The following is a 17,595-nucleotide window of genomic DNA, read 5'->3' as shown; positions in this document are numbered from 1 at the left end:
CGGGGGCGTGGATGAGCGCCGGTCGCCGGACGAAGGAGCCGCCGAGATCTCCCCAGGAGGAGCGGAGGCGCGGCGACCAGCGCCCGGAGGAGCAGCCGGCACGGCGCGGGGGCGACAGCTCGGCCTCCGAAGGTATCGAGCGCGCATATCCTCGCGTCCAGTATCTCTACGAGATCAGCAAGCAGCTCACGCACTTCGAAGGCGCCGAGCGGACCGTCCCGGCGATCCTCGCGATCCTCGGGCGGGCGCTTCCCCTCCGCACCGCGCTCCTCATCATGGAGCTCTCAGGCCACCCTCAGCTGGAGACCATCGTCTGGCGTGCCGAAGAGGTCAGCGCCAGTCGACTCCAGGCCGCGAGGTCCCATGCCAGGGCCTCGTACGCCTATCTCGCCGGATCGGATGCTGCGCGGTCGGTCGACCTGGAGGGCGAGCCGACCACGACGAGCGCGCCTTCCGGACAGCCTGCCAGGGGCCATCGGGCGGAGGCCGAAGAGCGCGGGGCCTTCGTCCTCCTCCCTCTCGTCGTCGGCCGGCAGCCGATCTTCGGCGCTCTCCAGGTCGAGGGTGCCGCCCGTCTGGAGGAGCCGGACCTCGCGTTCGTGAGCGCGGTGGTCAACCAGCTCGCGATCGCGCTCGATCGCCAGGCGGCCATCGACGCCAGGCAGGCGGCCGCGGAGGCAGGGCGTGAGCTCGCCCAGCGGAGACAGGCCGAGTCCGACAAGCACCGGGCCGCCGCCGAGGCGCTGCGGCAGCGCTACGAGGCGCTGGTGGACAACCTCGATCGATCGTTCGTGTGGGAGGCCGACGCGCGCATGTTCCAGGTCTCCTACGTGAGCGCGCGGGCCGAGGAGCTCCTCGGCCATCCGCGCGGGCGGTGGCTCGCCGAGCCCCACTTCTGGAGCCGCTGCGTCCACCCGGACGATCGCGACGCGCTCGAGCAGACGTTTCGAAGGACGCTGGCCTCCGAGCGGGACCAGCGCTGCGACCATCGCTGTCGGACGGCGGACGGTGGCGTGCTCTGGCTCCACACCCGCGTGCACCTGGAGAAGGACGGCGCCGGCGGGCCTCGGCTTCAAGGCGTCTCGATGGATGTCACCGCCGCGAGGGTGGCGGAGGAGAGGGTCCGTGACCAGCTCGAGTTCACGCGCGCGGTGACCGGCAGCATCGGCGAGGGCGTGCTCGCGATCGATCTCGAAGGGCGGATCACCTTCTTCAACCCCGCCGCCGAGCGCCTGCTCGGCTGGACAACGGAGGAGGTCCTGGGGCGAGGCGTTCAGGAGGTCGTCCAGATTCAACACTCGACCGGGACGTCCATACCCGACGAAGAGCACCCCGCGCTGCGAGCGATCCGCACGGGCGAGCCGGCCCGGGACGACGATGACCTGTTCTTGCGCCGGAATCGAGCGGCCTTCCACGTCAGCTGCACGTTCGCCCCGCTGAAGCGAGCAGGGCAGGCGTCGGGGGCGGTGCTCGTCTTCCAGGACATCATGGAGGTGAGGCGCGCCGAGAAGGCGCAGCGATTGTTCGCGGAGGTCAGCGCGGTCCTCGGCTCGTCGCTCGACTACGCAGAGACGGTCGCTGCGATATCGCGTCTGTTCGTGCCCGCCCTCGCCGATCTCTACTTCGTCGATCTGGTCGAGGAGGACGGCCGCGTCGAGCGCCTCCCGCCGAGCTCCGCCGACCCCGCGAAGCAGGGGCCGGCCGAGCGGATGGAGCAGATCGCCGAACCGCCGGGCCGGGAGACGCCGCAGGCGAGGGTGCTGCGGACGGGCGAGCCGCTCCTCATCTCCGCGATCACCGAGCCCACCCTGAAGGCCATCGCCCAAGACCAGGGCGACCAAGAGGCCCTGCACGCAGGAAGCTCGGGATCGGTCATGGTGGTGCCGCTCCTGACCCGCGGGCGGACCACGGGCGCGCTCACGTTCGTGGGGGGGGAGTCGGGCCGCCGCTACTCCATCGCCGATCTGGCGGTGGCCGAAGAGGTGGCGCGCCGGACCGCCATGGCCCTGGAGAACGCGCGCCTGTACCAGCAGGCGCGGCGGGCCATTCGCACGCGGAACGATCTCCTCGCCGTCGTCTCTCACGACCTCAGAAACCCGTTGAGCACCATCCTCGTGGCCTCGGCTCTCCTCATGCAGACGTTGCCAGCCGGCGAGTCGGGAGCGCAGGGCAGGAACAAGGCCGAGATCATTCGCGCCGCTGCGCAGCGGATGCTCCGGCTGATCGGCGACCTGCTCGACGTCGCCGCCATCGAGGCGGGTCGGCTGTCGATGGCGATGCAGAGGCAGGCGGCGGTCGCCCTCGTCCACGACGGTGTCGCGATGGAGCAGATGCTGGCGACGCAGAAGCACGTGGTGCTCGAGGGCGAGCTCCCCGGCGGGGGCAGCTTCGAGGTGCTCTGCGATCGCGAGAGGGTCCTCCAGGTCCTGGCGAACCTGATCGGCAATGCCATCAAGTTCACGAGGGCGGGAGGGACCATCACCGTTCGAGCGGAGCCACGCGGTCAACAGGCGCTCTTCGCCGTGGTGGACACAGGGCCGGGGATCCCTCCGGAGCAGCTCCCTCACGTCTTCGACCAGTTCTGGCAGGCGGAGGAGACGGCGCGTCTGGGGACCGGGCTGGGGCTCACGATCGCGAAGGGCTTCGTGGAGGCCCACGGCGGGAAGATCTGGGTGGAGAGTCGGCCTGGAGTTGGCACCACGTTCTTCTTCACGCTCGCGCTGGCCCCGCCGGAGGGAGCCGCAGGGTGCGCCGCCCCATGAGTTCGAGGCTGACCAGCGCGAAGGACGATCCTCCCGCTCAGGTCATCCAGCTGGCCGAGCTCGGGCGCGGTGCCGGCGACGAGCAGCACGGGGCGCGAGTTCGGCGCGGCTCTTCTTCGCCGCCGTTGCGGCCGCAACCGTCGAGGCGCACGTCGCACGAACGCAGTGCCATCGCCATAGTCAAGCAAAATCATCGACGGGCTTGCGGACGATCCAGAACGCGCCCTCCTTCGAGCAGCGCGCATGCCGATCGCCCGGACGTGGGCTTGGGACCGCGCGCGTCCCGCGCTCCGCCGCCTCCCACGCGGCTCGCAGGCTGCTTGCAAGTTTTCCCCCCCTCCATCGGCGGTCCCATCCGCTTCAGCGCCTCCAGCGCGTGCAGCCTCCAGCCTCGACCGGCGCGGCGCCGTCGCCCGGCGCTTCTCCACGAGATCACCGAGCACCTGCGCCGCGCGCTCCCACTGCGCCGCCGCCCCCGGCGCGTGGCACCGTGACCTGACTGGCATTCGCTGGGACCCGATCACGTGACCTCGGCGTGCTGGGTGATCCCTCCGGCGATCCCACGGCCCGGCCGTCGAGCAGGGCCAGCTCGCCCGGCGCCGCGGCCGCGGGCCGCGCTGGTGTCCACCTGGGCGAGCTCCGCCTTGCGCCAGCCTCTCGCCTGGACGAGCTCCGCGGCCCGTCGCGACGCCGTCGGCCGGCTCTTGACGGCGCGCTGAGGGGCGCGCGCCTTGAGCGACAAACGGGTTGAAACCGCCAGAAGCGAGCAGAACTTCGAACCGCCACGAACGCCAAGGACGCCAAGATAGTGTTCTGTTCTTAACGTCCTTGGCGCCTTGGCGGGGCGGCTCATTTCTAGCTCGATCAATGTGATAAATAGGATGAGGAATCATCGGAACGTGGCGTCCGCAACGTTGCCCCTGCTGGTTCCCGCACCTGCCGACCTTGGCCGCGCAACCGGGGCTCGTCGCCCGTCGCCGCTGCGGTCCGAACGGTCTCGACGGTCGCGGAGCGTCGTCACGGACGGAACTGCGCATATCCGAGACGTGCAGAACGAAATACGGCTGGTATCCGAACGTCTGCATTATGACAGTGCGCCAACCTACCGCCAGGCCGGTTCCGGTGTACAACCCGCGCATGGAGCTAGCAATTTTCCTCATCGCCCACTCCACATTCGCGGTCTTCTTCCAGACCTTCTTCCTGCATCGATATGCCTCGCATCGGATGTTCACGATGTCGAAGCGCTCCGAGCGAGTCTTCCATCTCCTCACGTACCTGACGCAGGGCTCCTCGTACCTCGTCCCCTGGGCCTACGCGATCTTGCACCGCATGCACCACGCGTACAGCGACACGCCGAAGGACCCGCACTCGCCGCGGTACTTTGCCGAGCCCGCCTCGATGATGTGGCGAACCAAGAAGCTCTACGACGCCATCGGCGACGGCACCGCCGACGTGGAGCCGCGCTTCCGCGGCGGCTACCCCGAGTGGCGCACGCTCGACCGCATCGGCAACTCGTGGTTCAGCCGCATCTCGTGGGGCGCGGGCTACGCCGTCATCTACATCGCCTTCGCCTCGCACTGGTGGCAGTTCCTGTTCGTCCCGCTACACTGGACCCTGGGCCCGCTGCACGGGGCGATCGTGAACTGGTGCGGCCACCGCTACGGCTACCGCAACTTCGACAGCGACGACGACTCGCGCAACACGCTGGCGCTCGATCTCGTAACGCTCGGCGAGCTCTTCCAGAACAACCACCACAAGTACTCGATGAGCCCCAACTTCGCGGTGCGGTGGTTTGAGATCGACCCGGCCTATCAGGTCATCCGCGTGTTCGCCTGGATGGGCATCCTCCAGATGTCCGACAAGCGTCAGGTCGCCCGGCTGGAGCCCGACGCCACGCGGGCCGACGGATAGGCAGCTCGCTCCGGAGCAGCGCTTTCTCGGCGTCCCTCGGGCGATACCTGAGAAGCTCACGGGAAAGCCTCGCATCAGCGGGCATATCCGCAAGACCGGCGCCCGATTCATGGACTTCTCGACGATGAGCTCGGGCGTGGACCTCGAACCTTCACCAAGCGATCACCCACAACCATGGCGATATGCTAGAGGCAGTCGCCATGACGCCCTCCGATCGTCCTCACGTGCCGTCGAGCCTCTCACGCAGTGAGCCGATGCCAGCCGGCGAAGCGCTGCGCAGGCTGCGCGACGGCAATCGCCGCTTCGCCCAGAACGTGCGGAGCGTCGACACCATGCTCAGCCAGGCCGCACGCAATGCGCTGGTCGCAACCCAGGCGCCGATCGCGATCGTCCTGTCCTGCTCGGACGCGCGCGTCCCGGCCGAGCTCGTGTTCGATCAGGGGCTCGGGGACCTGTTCGTGGTGCGCGTTGCCGGTAACGTCGTCGCCCCGACGCTGGTCGGCAGCGTCGAGTATGCGGTCGCTGCGTTCGGCACGGCGCTGGTGATCGTCATGGGGCACACGCACTGCGGCGCGCTCGCCGCGACGCTGGACTGGATGACGGAGCGCGGCGCCCCGCCCTCCGGGGCTGTCCACGAGATCCTCGCGCGGATCAGGCCGGCGGTCGAGGAGGCAAGGCAGCCCGGCCTCGACCGCGCGGCGATCCTCGCCGCGGCCACGCGCGCCAACGTGCGCGCCTCGGTTCGGGAGCTCAGCCAGAGCGGGCAGCTGGCCGAGATGGTCGCGCGCGGCGACGTCGTCGTCATCGGCGCCGAGTACTCGCTCGCGACGGGCGACGTGGATTTCTTCGACGATGTCCCGACATGAGCGCCCGGCGCGTCCTGCCCGGCTCGGACTTCTGGCACGAGGCGTTCGCGCTGCAGGGCGCCGTCGCAGCGCGGCTCCTGCCGCGGATGCTCGTCTTCGCGCTGGCGGCCGTCGCCTCCGTGCTGGTGCACCAGCGGGCACCTTCCGTCGCGCTTCGGCCGGAACCGATCGAAGCATCGACCGTGGTGCTCGGCCTGCTGCTCGTCTTCCGCACCAACGCGGGCTACGCGCGATGGTGGGAGGCCCGCACGCTCTGGGGCAGCATCGTGAACCAGGCGCGCAACCTGACCGTGTCCGCCTTCGCTTACGGGCCGGCCGACGCTGCGTGGCGGCAGGCGATCACCCGGTGGGTGGCCGTCTTCGCGCATGTCACGCGCCGCAGCCTGCGCGCCGAGCGGACGCTGCCTGAGGTCGTGACGCTGGTCGGCGCGCCCGACGCCGCCGCGGTCGCGGCGGCGGAGCACATGCCCAGCTACGCAAGCGCCCGCCTCGCAGGGCTGCTGCGCGATGCTCGTGACCAGCACCACATGGACCCCTTCGCGTTCCTGCAGCTCGATCGCGAGCGGGTCAGGCTGCTCGAGCACGCCGGTGGGTGCGAGCGGATCCTCGCGACGCCGATCCCGAGCGTTTACTCGTTCACAACCCGCAGCTTCATCGCCGTCTACCTGCTGGCCCTGCCGCTGGCCCTCGTGTCATCGATCGGCTGGTTCACGCCCATCGCCGCGCTCTTCATCACGTATCCCATCCTGGCGGTCGAGCAGATCGGCGCTGAGCTTCAGATCCCGTTCGCGATCACGAGTCTGAGCCATCTGCCCCTCGACGAGATCTGCGGTAAGATCGAGCGCAACGTGCTGGCGGCCGCCGTTGAGGTGCCGCTGCCGCCCGGCAGCGCTCCGACGCGTGGGTAGAGTGCTTGACCCGCTGCCGGTTCAGGTCGTCTTCGTAACCGGCCTTGACAGGTGACACGTTGACGACGCCTTTGATCATCATCAGAGCCTCGATCGTTCGCTCCGCCTCCTGGTCATCCAAGTCGCGCCGGAAGTGGACAACCAGGCCCTTGACGCTCATCGCAGCCCCATTCTCCGCGTGAAGATCTCGCCAGCCTCCCGAAGCACAATAATGCTGCGCAATTCACCGATGGCCCGTGTGCGCCGCTTGTAAATCGTGGAGAGAGGCAATCCTGCATCTTGGGTTATCTGGGTCATAGAAGCTCCATTCAAATCGTGTGCAACGAGAACAAACCGCAGCTCCGGATCGAGCCCATTCACCGCGCCTATCGTGCAAACCCTGACGTTATCGAGCTCCATCGCAGCAGCAGCATCCGGCGCTGGATCAAGCACTTCGATCACATCGACCAACTCCTCCCTGCGGTGTCGCGCACGCTCGTGGTAGTGGGAGGCAACGTGTACGGTGTTCGTGTTCAACCAGCGCTCCGGCCTGCCGAGCTTCGGATCGAACCTGGGCCAGCTCTCGCAGGCGTTGAGCCAGACCTGGCCTGCGACGTCGCCACGATGGCACCGAGGGACCCCCAGCCTCTCTAACCAGCCCAACACGACACGAATCAGCCTCGGGCAAAACAAGCGCGCGTACGCCGCGGCGCGCTCGCCTTCATTCGGACGATCCATGGCTTTCCCCCTTTAGGAAATCGCACCCTATGATGAATGCGAGGCACGGCTACGCTCAACCGCGGCTCCCTACTCCCGGAAGTGTCGTGTTCAGCGGAGAACGCTCTGCCTCCTCCCAATCGGACGCGTCGGCGTAGCTCGCCCCCCCTTCGTCATGCTGTAGCGGGAAGCTCGTCAGGGTCCCGGCGCGCCGGGCGAGCTCGGCCCCCGTGGCGGCGCGGACAGGGAGCGGCGACCGAAGCCGCGGCAGCGGAGGCGGCGGGAGCTTCGCCCGCGGGCTCCTGGCCGCAAGCTCGGGAGACGGCACCACAGGCGGAGGAGCGTCGAGCGCGCGGGGAGGTAGCGCCGGCGGTGTCGAGCTCTGCACCGGCGACGACACGGGACGCACCGAGCTCTGGCTTGGTGACGGGCTCGCCGACCTGGATCACCGCGGTCTCCTCGGCGTCCGTCCGGTCCGTCCGGTAGTCGTCGTGCAGCTGCCAGAGGCGCTCCCAGTACCGCGCCGGCGTGCCGGTGAAGGCTTCCAGCTGCCGGGCAAGGCCGGGCGTCATCGGGAGGTCGCTCCTCAGCAACCGCTCCACCTCCCTCGGTTCCAACCCCGTGCTCTCGGCCAGCTTTCTTCTCCACGAAGGCATCGTCGCGCAGAACGACTCGAGCACTCTTCCTGGCCAGGGGACGGGGCGCGCACGGGCGTCTGTCAGCTCTGCGAGCGCCGCGTCGACATGACAGTCCAGAAGGCGCCGGCATCGGTCCCGCTCCCCCACTGCCTGCTCCTTCGCATCGATGAGGGCGGACTCCTCGTCCTCGTGCGCGTGCTCGCGCGCCTCGCGAAGCCCGCGCTCGCGTCCCAGCGCTTCGCGCGCGGTGACCGCGAAGCCGATCGCGACGCAGGCGATCATCGCGAGCCCGAGCGGCGAGACGAGCCACATCGCACCCAGCATGTCCTCCATAGCGATTCTCCTCCTGGACGTAAGCATTCCTGCGCAAGACAGATCTCGGCCCTGTGCTGTCTGGTCTGAAGACACCATCAGCGTCACCGCCAGCTCGCCGTCGGTCGACGGCCGATGATTCAGCGAATGAGCCTGAGCAGCGCTTCGCGCTCCGCTGCGAACCGACCGCGCGGAAACTCCCGCGCATGGGCTTCGAGCAGCAGGCGCGCCTCGTGATCGCCCTCTCCGTCGTTGTCCTCAATGGCCCTTCGGGCCTGGCTGATCAGGCGCATCTCGCGTGCGGTGACCGCTGGCCACACGGGGCTCCCCGGGGACGAGATACGAGGTGCTGTCGTCACAGAGGGTGCGGGCGTGCTGCTCACCACAGCCTCAGCGCGCGCGCTGCCTGTTGCCGCCGGCGACGAGCTCTCGGGCGCGGCGGGCGCGGCAGCGGAAAGCGCGCTGTCACGTGAGCCTTGCGCCGTGACGTCGTCTGATGCGGGCGCGCGCCCCGGTGCGCGGAACGCCGCCGGGTGCAGCCACGATTCCGCGCTGGGCAGCGGCGGCACCGCCGAGAGGAGCGCGCCGCTCAACACGACGAACGCACCCTGCACGACGATCCTCACGCCCAGCCGGCGCAGCCAGGCCGTCCACGACGCCCGGAGGTCCAGCCCGAGCACCAGCGGGACGCAGCCGCTCTCGTCCCTACCGTGCGTGGGTTGCCGGGCCCTCCACCGCTTGAAAGCCGCATCGAGTCGATCCCAAGCCCGGCAGTGCTGCGCCCTCACGGTATCCAACGGGACGTTCAGCTCGGCGGCGATCGTGGAGAGCGGTGTCCCCTCCAGCTCATGCTTGACCAAGAGATCCCGGTACTTGGGGCCGACCCGGTCGAGCAAGTCCCGGGCCAGCTCTTCCCGCTGCCACAAGCGCAGCAGTTCCTCCGGCGTGGGGCATTCGTCTCGCGGATCGTGCTCCTCGAACGAGGTCAGCACCTCTCCGCGGCGGCGCTCATTCCGCCTGTGCTTCCGTGCCTCGTTGAGGGCGATCGTGACGAAGTACCGCGCCGGATCGCCGCTCAGCTCGACCCGCCTCGCCACTTCCAATCCCCGCAGCAGCGCGTTCTGCGCGACGTCCTCGGCGTCGCGCGCCGGCACGCCGTGCAGCCTGGCCAGGCGCCGGAAGCGGTTGAAGCTGAGGAGATGGGTCGCTGGCTTGCCCACGGTAGGTAGCATCCCTGAGCCGCTCGAAACGGTGCAGGAAAGTGCAAGGAGCGGCCACTTTGGTAGCACCAGGTGGCACCGATACATGTGTTCAGGCGGTCGGGCGCTCGCTGCCGCGAACAGGCGATCGCATTGCCGCACCCGAACGCAATTTGCCACTGCCAGGGCCACTTTGCATCGATTCGCTCCCGTTGACGCTCCGCGACTGGCGCGAGTACTGTCCAACCATGCGATGTTCCGCATGCGTTCTGCTCTTCTCTGCGCTCCTCGCTGCAACCGGCGGTGCGAGCTCGGCCGGCGCGGAGGACGCCTATCCGGAGCCAGGACCACGTGACGGTGCAACGGTGAAGGACCATGTTCGCCGCGGTCGCAGGGCACGCAACGCTGGGCAGTGGACCGAGGCATACGCCGCCTACAAGGCCGCCTTCGAGGCAGCAGCCCCAGCGTCCAGCACGGAGCGAGAGCGCGCGGAGCTCGCCGGCGAGCTTGGTCTCTGCGAGCTCGCGCTGCGCAAGTACCGCGATGCCGCCGAGCACCTGGCCTTTAGCCTTGAGCAGCGCACGGCGCTGCCGGTCGCGCTTCAGCTACGATTCGAGAAAGGAGAGCGCGAGGCAACACCGCACGTCGCGAGGCTCATCCTCTCGGTCGATCCGCCGGATGCGGAGGTGCTCCTCGATGGCAAGCAGGTAGGCCGGGTCGCGCGGACCTACCTGCTGTTCCTCGAGCCCGGCCAACACATGGTGCGGGCCCGCGCGCCGGGCCGCGAGGATGGATTCCACGAGTTCGGGGCCGTGGCCGGAGCGGAGCACAACATCAGGATGCCGTTGCCGCGCAGGGCGGTGAGCCTCGCTCCGGAGGGCGCGCCGGCATCACCGAAGGCAACCCAGGAAACCACGAGCTCTTCGCCCGTTGTGCGGGCGCAGGCCCCCAGCCCGTGGGCTTCCTGGCCGGGGACGCTGCGTATCGCGGGAATCACCGCCACGACGGCCACCCTGTCGACGGGCGCCGTCCTGATGATCAGGGCCAGCACGCTGGATGGTGACGCGAGCGAGCAACGCGACGGGCTCAGGCGTGGTCGGACGTCCAGCTCGTCGATGTGCCGGCAAGCGTCCCAGGGCTCCTCGTGCGGCGCCCTGCGCCGCCTTCTCGACGAGCGCAACCTCTCCGATGGCTTGGGCACGGCCCTGCTCCTCACGGGGGGTGTCCTCGGTGCAGCGACGGCCGCGTCCTTCCTCACCGACTTCTCCTTCCTGGGGCTCTCGCCGGCTCAGGAGCGGATCCACGTCTCGCCCGTGGCAACCGGGCGTGAGACCGGCGTGAGGATCGAGGGATGGTGGTGAGGTCAAGGGGGGCGGTGGAAATGCGTTCGCGGGGCGGCCGAAGCGCTCGAGCTTCCGTTTTCGCTGTGGCGCTGTGCGCGTGGAGCGCGAGCGCGTTGACCGCGTGCCGTTATTCCGATGCTTGCTGGGAAGGGCTGGACTGCGCCCCCGATCCGGAGCCTCCGCCCGACCCCTGCGAAGGAGAGCCTGGTACCGCGCCGGCGCTGAACGAATGCGGGGTGTTCGTCAGCGCGTCGTCAGGCAATGACAGGCACCCCGGCACGAAGGACGCGCCGGTGAAGACCCTGCAACACGCGATCGGGCTCGCCGCGCACGGACGAAGCCACGGCGAGGAGCCGACCCGGCGCGTGTACGCGTGCGGCGGGTCGTTCGAGGAGAAGATCACGCTGCCCTCGGGGGTCGACCTCTGGGGCGGGCGCCTGTGTGACGGCGGCGATTGGTCGTATGACGGGTCGTTCGGCGGACCGAATCACCCGACGATCATCGCTCCGCAGGTGGGTATCCCGCTGAGGGTGATCGCGGATGACAAAGAGCACGCGACGTCAACGGTCTTCGGCGTGCGCGTCGCCGCGGCGGATGCGTCCGCGGACGACGGCAAGTCGTCGATCGCGATGATCTTGAGCCCTGGGGCCAGGGCGATCGTGCGGCAGAGCAAGATCCTCGCAGGCGATGGCAAGGAGGGAGAGCCGGGCGAGGACGCGCCGAGCGTTCGCGCGAACTCCGGCGTGCTGGGGAACGACGGCGCGGACGCCTGCACGGCGGACGCAGCGATCGGCGCCCTTCCGGTCGTGACCGTGTGCGGCGATGGGATCGAGTCGACGGGCGGGTACGGCGGAGACGGCGGGATGGAGAACGGCGGGGATGGTGCTTCAGGGCTGCCGGCGCCAGTCGGCAGTCCGGAGAACCGCGGCCTCGCTGGGAGCGGAGCGTCCAGCATGCCGTGCACAAATGGGGGCCGCGGAGCACACGGCGCCGATGCGGAGCACGCTGACGGAGCGGTTGGCGTCGGCCGCCTGGACCTTGACGGATGGATCGGCGTCCGCGGGAAGGACGGTAAGAGCGGCGGCGTCGGCCAAGGCGGCGGCGGGGGTGGTGGCAGCAGGTCGCGCGGCCTCACGTTCGCGTGTCCGACAGGCCGACCTCAGGGTGGCGCCGCCGGAGGATCAGGGGGCAGCGGCGGCTGCGGTGGAAAGGGAGGCGATGGGGGCGACTACGGCGGCGCGAGCATCGGGATCGTGGCATTGCAGGGGAGCGCCCTCACGGTCGAGGCCAGCCAGGTCCTCGGAGGCAAGGGCGGCAATGGTGGCGTCGGCGGAACGGGCCAACCGGGCGGTGGGGGGTCACATGGCGGTAACCGTGGAATGGCCCCTGCGGGTTTAGGTGACATGTTGCCCGCGTGTAACGGTGGAACTGGAGGCAACGGCGGCCGCGGGGGCGACGGCGGCGGCGGACTCGGGGGTGCGTCCTTCGGAATCGCCTCCATGAGCGCCTCCGTGAACCTTCTAGAGGATGCGACCGTCTTGCCCGGACAACCTGGTCAGGGTGGCCGCCCTGAAAATGCTGCCACCGACGACGCGCCAGGCCAGGGGCGAGCGGGGCCTGTGCTGTTCTGGTACAGGTTCGATGCGCCAGATCCCGAACCGCCTCAATGAGCCGCCCGCTTCTGGCGGCACGCCTCAGGAGACGCACATGAGAAAGATGACCGCCGCTACCCTCTTCCTTCTGGTGTCACCGTGGGCGACCGGCTGCGGAACTGTGCCCGACGTGAACGATGCTGGCGCGCCTTGCGAAGGCACCTCGTGCGATGGCGAGCCGCCCCCGGAGTCGGTCTGCATCGAGCACATCGCCGCCGGTATCGTCGACAGCGGTTGCGGCGTATTCGTCGCCGGAAACTTCGGTGGCGGCGACGACAGGCACCCCGGCACGAAGGACAAGCCTGTCTACACCATCCAGCATGCCATCGAGCTCGCGCGTGCTGGACGAGGGCGAGTGTTCCTCTGCAACGAGATCTTCGAGGAGGATCCGATCTCGCTGCCTTCTGGCGTGGACATCCTCGGCGGCTTCAACTGTCGGACATGGGTGCACGACTCCCAGCGCCCGCGGTCCATGCTCAATTACAGGGAGTTCGACGGTACCCCGATGACGATCGAGCCCGCGGGCCAGGAGGACCAGGGGGCAGCGGACGGCGTCTCGACGCTCGCCGATCTCGACTTCCGAGTGGCCAGCGCGACTGGCGTGATCGTTCGGTCCAACACGGTGGTGGAGATCCTTCGGAGCGAGATCCGCGTGAACAGCGGAAGGGCAGGCAGCGATGGCGAGAAGTGGCCCCTGTACAGCCCACCCGTCGGACCGGACGGCATGTTCGCTGCGGAGGCGTGCTCGGCGGCCATCGTCGCCGGCGGGGCTGCGGCCGTGAACCGGTGCGAGAGCGGGCTCACGAGCATCGGCGGCAAGGGAGGGGACGGGCTGCCCGACCGCGCCGACGATGGCGACGACGGTGAGCCCGCCTCCGAGCCGGACCCGTCGCCCGCGGGCATCGGTGGTACCGCGGAGCAGGAGAATGTCCGCTGCTACGACGGATCCGACGGGGGCCCCGGGGCGCCGGGAACACAGGGCGCGCCTGGCGAGGGCATCGGGCGCCTCACCGAGACAGGATGGGAGGGCGATACGGGGGCCGAGGGGAGTTGGGGCACGCCGGGCCAAGGCGGTGGCGGCGGCGGTGGTCGTCGGGGCGGGCTCACCATGTGCGGCGTGGCCGCCAAAGGAGGCGCGGGAGGAGGCTCGGGCGGGGCCGGCGGCTGTGGTGGTCGAGGGGGCCGCGGGGGAGCGAATGCTCATCCGGCGATCGGCGTCGTCGCGCTTCACGCCCGCTTGACCGTGCGCGACAGCATGATCACGACGGGTTACGGCGGCACGGGCGGCAACGGCGGGCCGCCCCAGGAGGGCGGCGAAGGAGGCAGAGGCGCACCGGGCGCCGACCTGCTGGACGTCTTTCAGGCCTGCATGGGCGGACGTGGCGGCCAGGGAGGGCCTGGCGGCTACGGCGGCCCCGGGCGCGGCGGCGACTCGATCGGCGTCGCCTACCTCGACGAGGATCAGCTCACGCTCGAGGGCGTCACCTTTGAGATCGGATCGCCGGGCACGGGCGGAACCAGCTGGAACCACGATGGCACGACGACGATGGGGCAGAGCGGCGAGAGGCACGAGACGCTTCGCTTTCCTGAGTAGCCGCAGTCACGTCAGGGGAGTACGGCGAGGCTCTCAACGCATCCCCCCCACTTTGTAGGCAAGCTGCTGGCCAACGTGCGCCTCGACCTCCGCGGAGCCGCGCCGTTGCGGAGGGGGTGCCGCCGAGTTCGCCTCAAGCTCCTCGCCGGGCACGCGGACGGCGGACGCCCCGGGGAAGGGCTACCCCGGATCCACCCAAGTCTAGACGTCTGAGAAGAGGCACACGTAAATCGTCGCCTCGCCCATCAACGCCCAGTCCATCGCCAGGTCCGGCACAACCTCATTACCAAGCTCCGGAGGGATCGGCTGGTAGCCGGCGTCCGGCTCGACGCCGCGGCCGCTTCGCGGTCGACCAGGCCGCGACGCCGAGCCCGCGCTCGAGGAGCTCGCCGGCGACGCGGCCGAGCTCGACCAGGTGGATGGCGACGGCCACGAGCTCGCCGGCGCTTAGCACCGGTGTCCAGTCACCAGCGCCTGACGTCGCCCTCGACCTGCGCGACGGCCCTGCACTCGCTGGCGTCCACCTCGACCCCGCGGCCCCCCGTGCTCGACCAGGCCGCGGCACCGGCCCGCGTTCGGGGACCTCGCCGGCGGCGTGGCCGAACTCGAACCGGTAGACGGCGACGGCCCCGAGCTCGCCGACGCTGAGCACCGGTGTCCGTCACCAGCGCCCGCCGAGTCCCTCGCCCTTCGCCGCCGCTCCAGGTAGACACCGGCGAGGCCGCCACGCTCGCGAGCTCAGACGTCAAGGCGGAAGGAGGAGCGGAGTGAAGTACCATCAACAATAGCCAGCCTGTTCATTTCGACTTCACCTCGAATCTCCAAATTGGTCCAGTGGTCAACATCACGACCAGACTTCCAGGGAGAACGCGACTACTGCCGCCAGCCCAGTCCACATGGACGCTGGTGGACACGCCCAAGGGCCCGGCGAAGTACCAGTCGGACTGGGCGCGGCCGCCTGGAGCAACCCCCACCACGCGGTCACAGATCACGGCACCACACACCGGCATCGAGTAGATCGCCAGGGACGGCCCGAGGCTGGCGGTGGTTGTCTTCGTGGCATACCCAAGAGTGACGGCCGTTCGATCGTAGACCCCGATACCTGCCCCTGGAACGATGCTGAGCATGTTGTGGACTTCGAGCCGGAGGTCCCCCTCGCTGCGCCAGAGCCATCCGGCGAAGGGGCTCACGGCAAGCCTGGGTTCGGTCCCGATCTGGATCCCGCCCACGCTCACGCCGCCGTTGAACTCGAGTGCCTGGGCCGGTGCCGGAACCACGACGAGCGCACCGACGTAGAGCAAGCCGATCTTGCCGAGTAAGCGTATGGACATGGTGGGAGCCCTGGCCGAGCCGCGACTGGCGATATGAGAGCTCGCACGATCTTTCTGGGCATGACGTGGGCGTCAAAGAGAAATTCGGCGAGCAGATCCCCATGCTCTGGGGTCGACGCGTCCCGGACGGCCGCACCGCCGCGGTGAAGGGCGATGTAGCGCTCGGGCCCGCGCTCCTCGTCGCCAGCCGTCGTCGGAGTCCGCTTCGGCCGCCGCGCCCTGCCGCGGGGGGCTGCACCGAACTCGCGATCGAGCTGCTCGTCGCTGGCGACGCGCCCGAACTCGACCAGGTGGACGGAGAACACGCCGCACTCGCCGATGTCCGTCCGCCTCGACCTCCGCACCCCGCCGTGGGCTTGCGCCGCGCTCACGCGCGAGAACTCCCGCCCCGGGCGTCACAACGCGCCGAGCAGGCTGAAGGCCGCGCCGACGTGCGCCTCGACCTCCGATGGTCCGCGCCGAGCTCGGCCGCGACGATGTGCAGCCCGCTGCGCTCAGCTCGAGCTCGGCTTCGGATCGGCGCGAGGTTGACAAGCCGGAGCCGCAGGGACGCAATCCATGCCCTGAATCACAGTTGACGCCGCCCCTCCGCACACGCATCTGAAAAAACTTGGAGGAAGAGCATGCGGCACAGGCTGAAATTGAAGGCGATCCCTGTTCTTATTCCTCTCGGTCTCATGATGTGGGCGTGCAACTACGACGTGGGCGAGTGCTATCTCAGGGGGACGGAAGGCACAGGGGCCGGAGAACCATACCCACCGGGGTCAGCAGCTACGGGGGACCGGTTCCGGAACGGTGACGACGTGGGGAGCGGCGCCACTGAAGAGATGGCAGGGTGCACGCCCGACAAGACATGCACAGACATGTTCGTGGATTGCCAAGAGATCGGCGGCAAGTGCATCACGGGATATCCAGGCTGCGACAAATGGGGCCACACACCGTGTGAAAGTTGCCGCGACGCCTGCCAAAAGGAAACACAATACCCGCCAGCATGCAACTGCAGATCGTGCGGATTCAGATGATGAATGTTCCGATACAGGGCGCAATACATGTTGCCGTTGGCAGGATTGCCGGAGCGGCTCTAGCCAAGGTTGCATCCCCGGTCGTGGCCGACGATGACAATCTCCTGCTGGGTCCATCAAGAGTCGATCCGAAACGTCATCGTGCTGCGCGCGTCAGATACTGGGGGGGAGAGCCGTCTACCGATCTCAATGAAGAGCTTGCGCGTTCTGATGGGCCGCCGATCTGCGTGGCGCTTCCGCCGACACCAGGCGGCCTGATGAGCCTCTGTCGAATCTGTGCTTCCGTAGTCGAGCGCGGGCGTACGGTGTTCGTCGTTGATCTCAGCCCAGAGACCGCCGGAACATTTCCGCAAGGACCCGGCCCAGGCATGGCTATATCCATCTATGTCGCGGATGCTCTGCTACGCAAGCCGCCTGTGGTCCAATGGTCGAAGCTCGAGACAACTTTCGCGGCTACGCTCTGGAAATTGTGGTGCCGCCGCTCGCCCGTTGCCTTTTCTAGGTTCTGTGCATCTGGGAGCATGTTCCACCCGCAGTTGGCCAACCTTGGGCGTTATCATGCCGGACTCTTTCCCCGACGGGCAGGCAATGGGCTATTACCGTCGCTCTTTGACGAGCTCCTCCTGCGACAGCTATCGCAAGAGTGGCTCTCGCCAGTTAAAGTGTATGCCAACGCACTCAACGCCGGATCTGAGCTCGCTGCATGGTTTCCACACACGGGAGATCTGTACATAGCCAAACGGCTCAATGAGTGGTATCGCCATACGCGAGGCCGCATCATCGAACGTCGGAACGCGCATCACCCGAGACCTTCCGAGATGACGAGATGGTCCTTTCGATGGCGTGCGGGGAGCGAGGAGATCCTCGACGCGCTGCCGAGTGTGCAAGCGGCCCCACCTGTATCTATTGGAGGTGCTACCGCGTATGATCCTGACCACGTATGGGTATGCCAATTCGATGCACGAGGCACACCTTACCTGAGCCGATGTGACACCGCATCGTCGGGCGACAGGCTGGAATAGGGCGTATCGGATAGCGCCTGTGACGATGCGAAGTCCTTCACCAGTGCGTCCATTGCTGCTGGAACGCTTCTCCCCCTGGCTGTTCGTCAACCAATTGGTTGGCGAACGGCGCAGCCTCCCCGGCCTCCGCCCGCTAGCCGCCGTCCATGCCGGGCACATCCGCCAACTGCTCGGAATTACTCAGCATTCTTCTTGCGTGTAGAAATTGTTTTCCCCTTGCAGAAGACGTCGCCGAACACGCTCGCCGCGCGCAGCACCTTGCGCGCCTCGCCGTCCACCGTGGGAGACGACATGCACGTTCGAGGCGTGCTCAGCGCCAGACGGGACCAGCGCGGGCGG

11 protein-coding genes are annotated in these 17,595 nt (G+C 68.5%); 7 read left to right on the top strand and 4 right to left on the bottom strand.

The window, feature by feature from the left end; genetic code table 11:
- Nucleotides 1-11 precede the first annotated feature (11 nt).
- From WME95_RS13360 to WME95_RS13345, 4 genes are all read left to right on the top strand, one after another.
- Nucleotides 12-2,762 (top strand): sensor histidine kinase, encoded by a 2,751-nt coding sequence (locus WME95_RS13360; protein WP_437908772.1) that lies wholly within the window; start codon nucleotides 12-14, stop codon nucleotides 2,760-2,762.
- Between the two features lie 1,137 nt (nucleotides 2,763-3,899).
- Nucleotides 3,900-4,673, top strand: a complete 774-nt coding sequence (locus WME95_RS13355) for an acyl-CoA desaturase (protein ID WP_437908770.1) — start codon at nucleotides 3,900-3,902, stop codon at nucleotides 4,671-4,673.
- Between the two features lie 254 nt (nucleotides 4,674-4,927).
- A complete protein-coding gene (locus tag WME95_RS13350; protein ID WP_437908768.1) occupies nucleotides 4,928-5,539 on the top strand; it encodes a carbonic anhydrase in 612 nt (203 codons plus the stop codon).
- A complete protein-coding gene (locus WME95_RS13345; protein WP_437908767.1) occupies nucleotides 5,536-6,447 on the top strand; it encodes a bestrophin family protein in 912 nt (303 codons plus the stop codon). The genes WME95_RS13350 and WME95_RS13345 overlap by 4 nt, the downstream gene beginning before the upstream one ends.
- Before the next feature lie 156 nt (nucleotides 6,448-6,603).
- Here WME95_RS13345 and WME95_RS13340 read toward each other — a convergent pair whose 3' ends face one another.
- From WME95_RS13340 to WME95_RS13330, 3 genes are all read right to left on the bottom strand, one after another.
- Nucleotides 6,604-7,164 (bottom strand): sigma-70 family RNA polymerase sigma factor, encoded by a 561-nt coding sequence (locus WME95_RS13340; RefSeq protein ID WP_437908766.1) that lies wholly within the window; start codon nucleotides 7,162-7,164, stop codon nucleotides 6,604-6,606.
- Nucleotides 7,165-7,316: 152 nt separating this feature from the next.
- Nucleotides 7,317-8,114 (bottom strand): helix-turn-helix transcriptional regulator, encoded by a 798-nt coding sequence (locus WME95_RS13335; RefSeq protein ID WP_437908765.1) that lies wholly within the window; start codon nucleotides 8,112-8,114, stop codon nucleotides 7,317-7,319.
- Nucleotides 8,115-8,233: 119 nt separating this feature from the next.
- On the bottom strand, nucleotides 8,234-9,313 hold the full coding sequence (locus WME95_RS13330) for an RNA polymerase sigma factor (RefSeq protein WP_437908764.1): 1,080 nt from the start codon (nucleotides 9,311-9,313) through the stop codon (nucleotides 8,234-8,236).
- Between the two features lie 344 nt (nucleotides 9,314-9,657).
- On the opposite strand from WME95_RS13330, the gene WME95_RS13325 reads away from it, so the two are divergent.
- From WME95_RS13325 to WME95_RS13315, 3 genes are read left to right on the top strand one after another with little or no spacing between them, the layout of a single operon-like run.
- Entirely contained in the window at nucleotides 9,658-10,653 is a 996-nt protein-coding gene (locus tag WME95_RS13325; RefSeq protein ID WP_437908763.1) for a hypothetical protein, read from the top strand.
- A gap of 20 nt (nucleotides 10,654-10,673) precedes the next feature.
- Nucleotides 10,674-12,305, top strand: coding sequence for a hypothetical protein (locus WME95_RS13320; RefSeq protein ID WP_437910980.1), 1,632 nt, complete (start codon nucleotides 10,674-10,676; stop codon nucleotides 12,303-12,305).
- Nucleotides 12,306-12,342: 37 nt separating this feature from the next.
- Entirely contained in the window at nucleotides 12,343-13,881 is a 1,539-nt protein-coding gene (locus WME95_RS13315; protein ID WP_437908762.1) for a hypothetical protein, read from the top strand.
- A 797-nt stretch (nucleotides 13,882-14,678) separates the two neighbouring features.
- On the opposite strand, the gene WME95_RS13310 is transcribed toward WME95_RS13315, so the two are convergent.
- Nucleotides 14,679-15,212: a hypothetical protein gene (locus WME95_RS13310; RefSeq protein ID WP_437908760.1), complete on the bottom strand. Its 534-nt coding sequence runs from the start codon at nucleotides 15,210-15,212 to the stop codon at nucleotides 14,679-14,681.
- Between the last annotated feature and the right edge of the window lie 2,383 nt (nucleotides 15,213-17,595).

Origin of the sequence: Sorangium sp. So ce327 (assembly GCF_051530205.1) — a bacterium.
Taxonomy (GTDB): domain Bacteria; phylum Myxococcota_A; class Polyangia; order Polyangiales; family Polyangiaceae; genus Sorangium; species Sorangium cellulosum_B.
The sequence above is the reverse complement of the archived record's forward strand: the minus strand, read 5'-3'. Positions and strand labels throughout refer to the sequence as shown.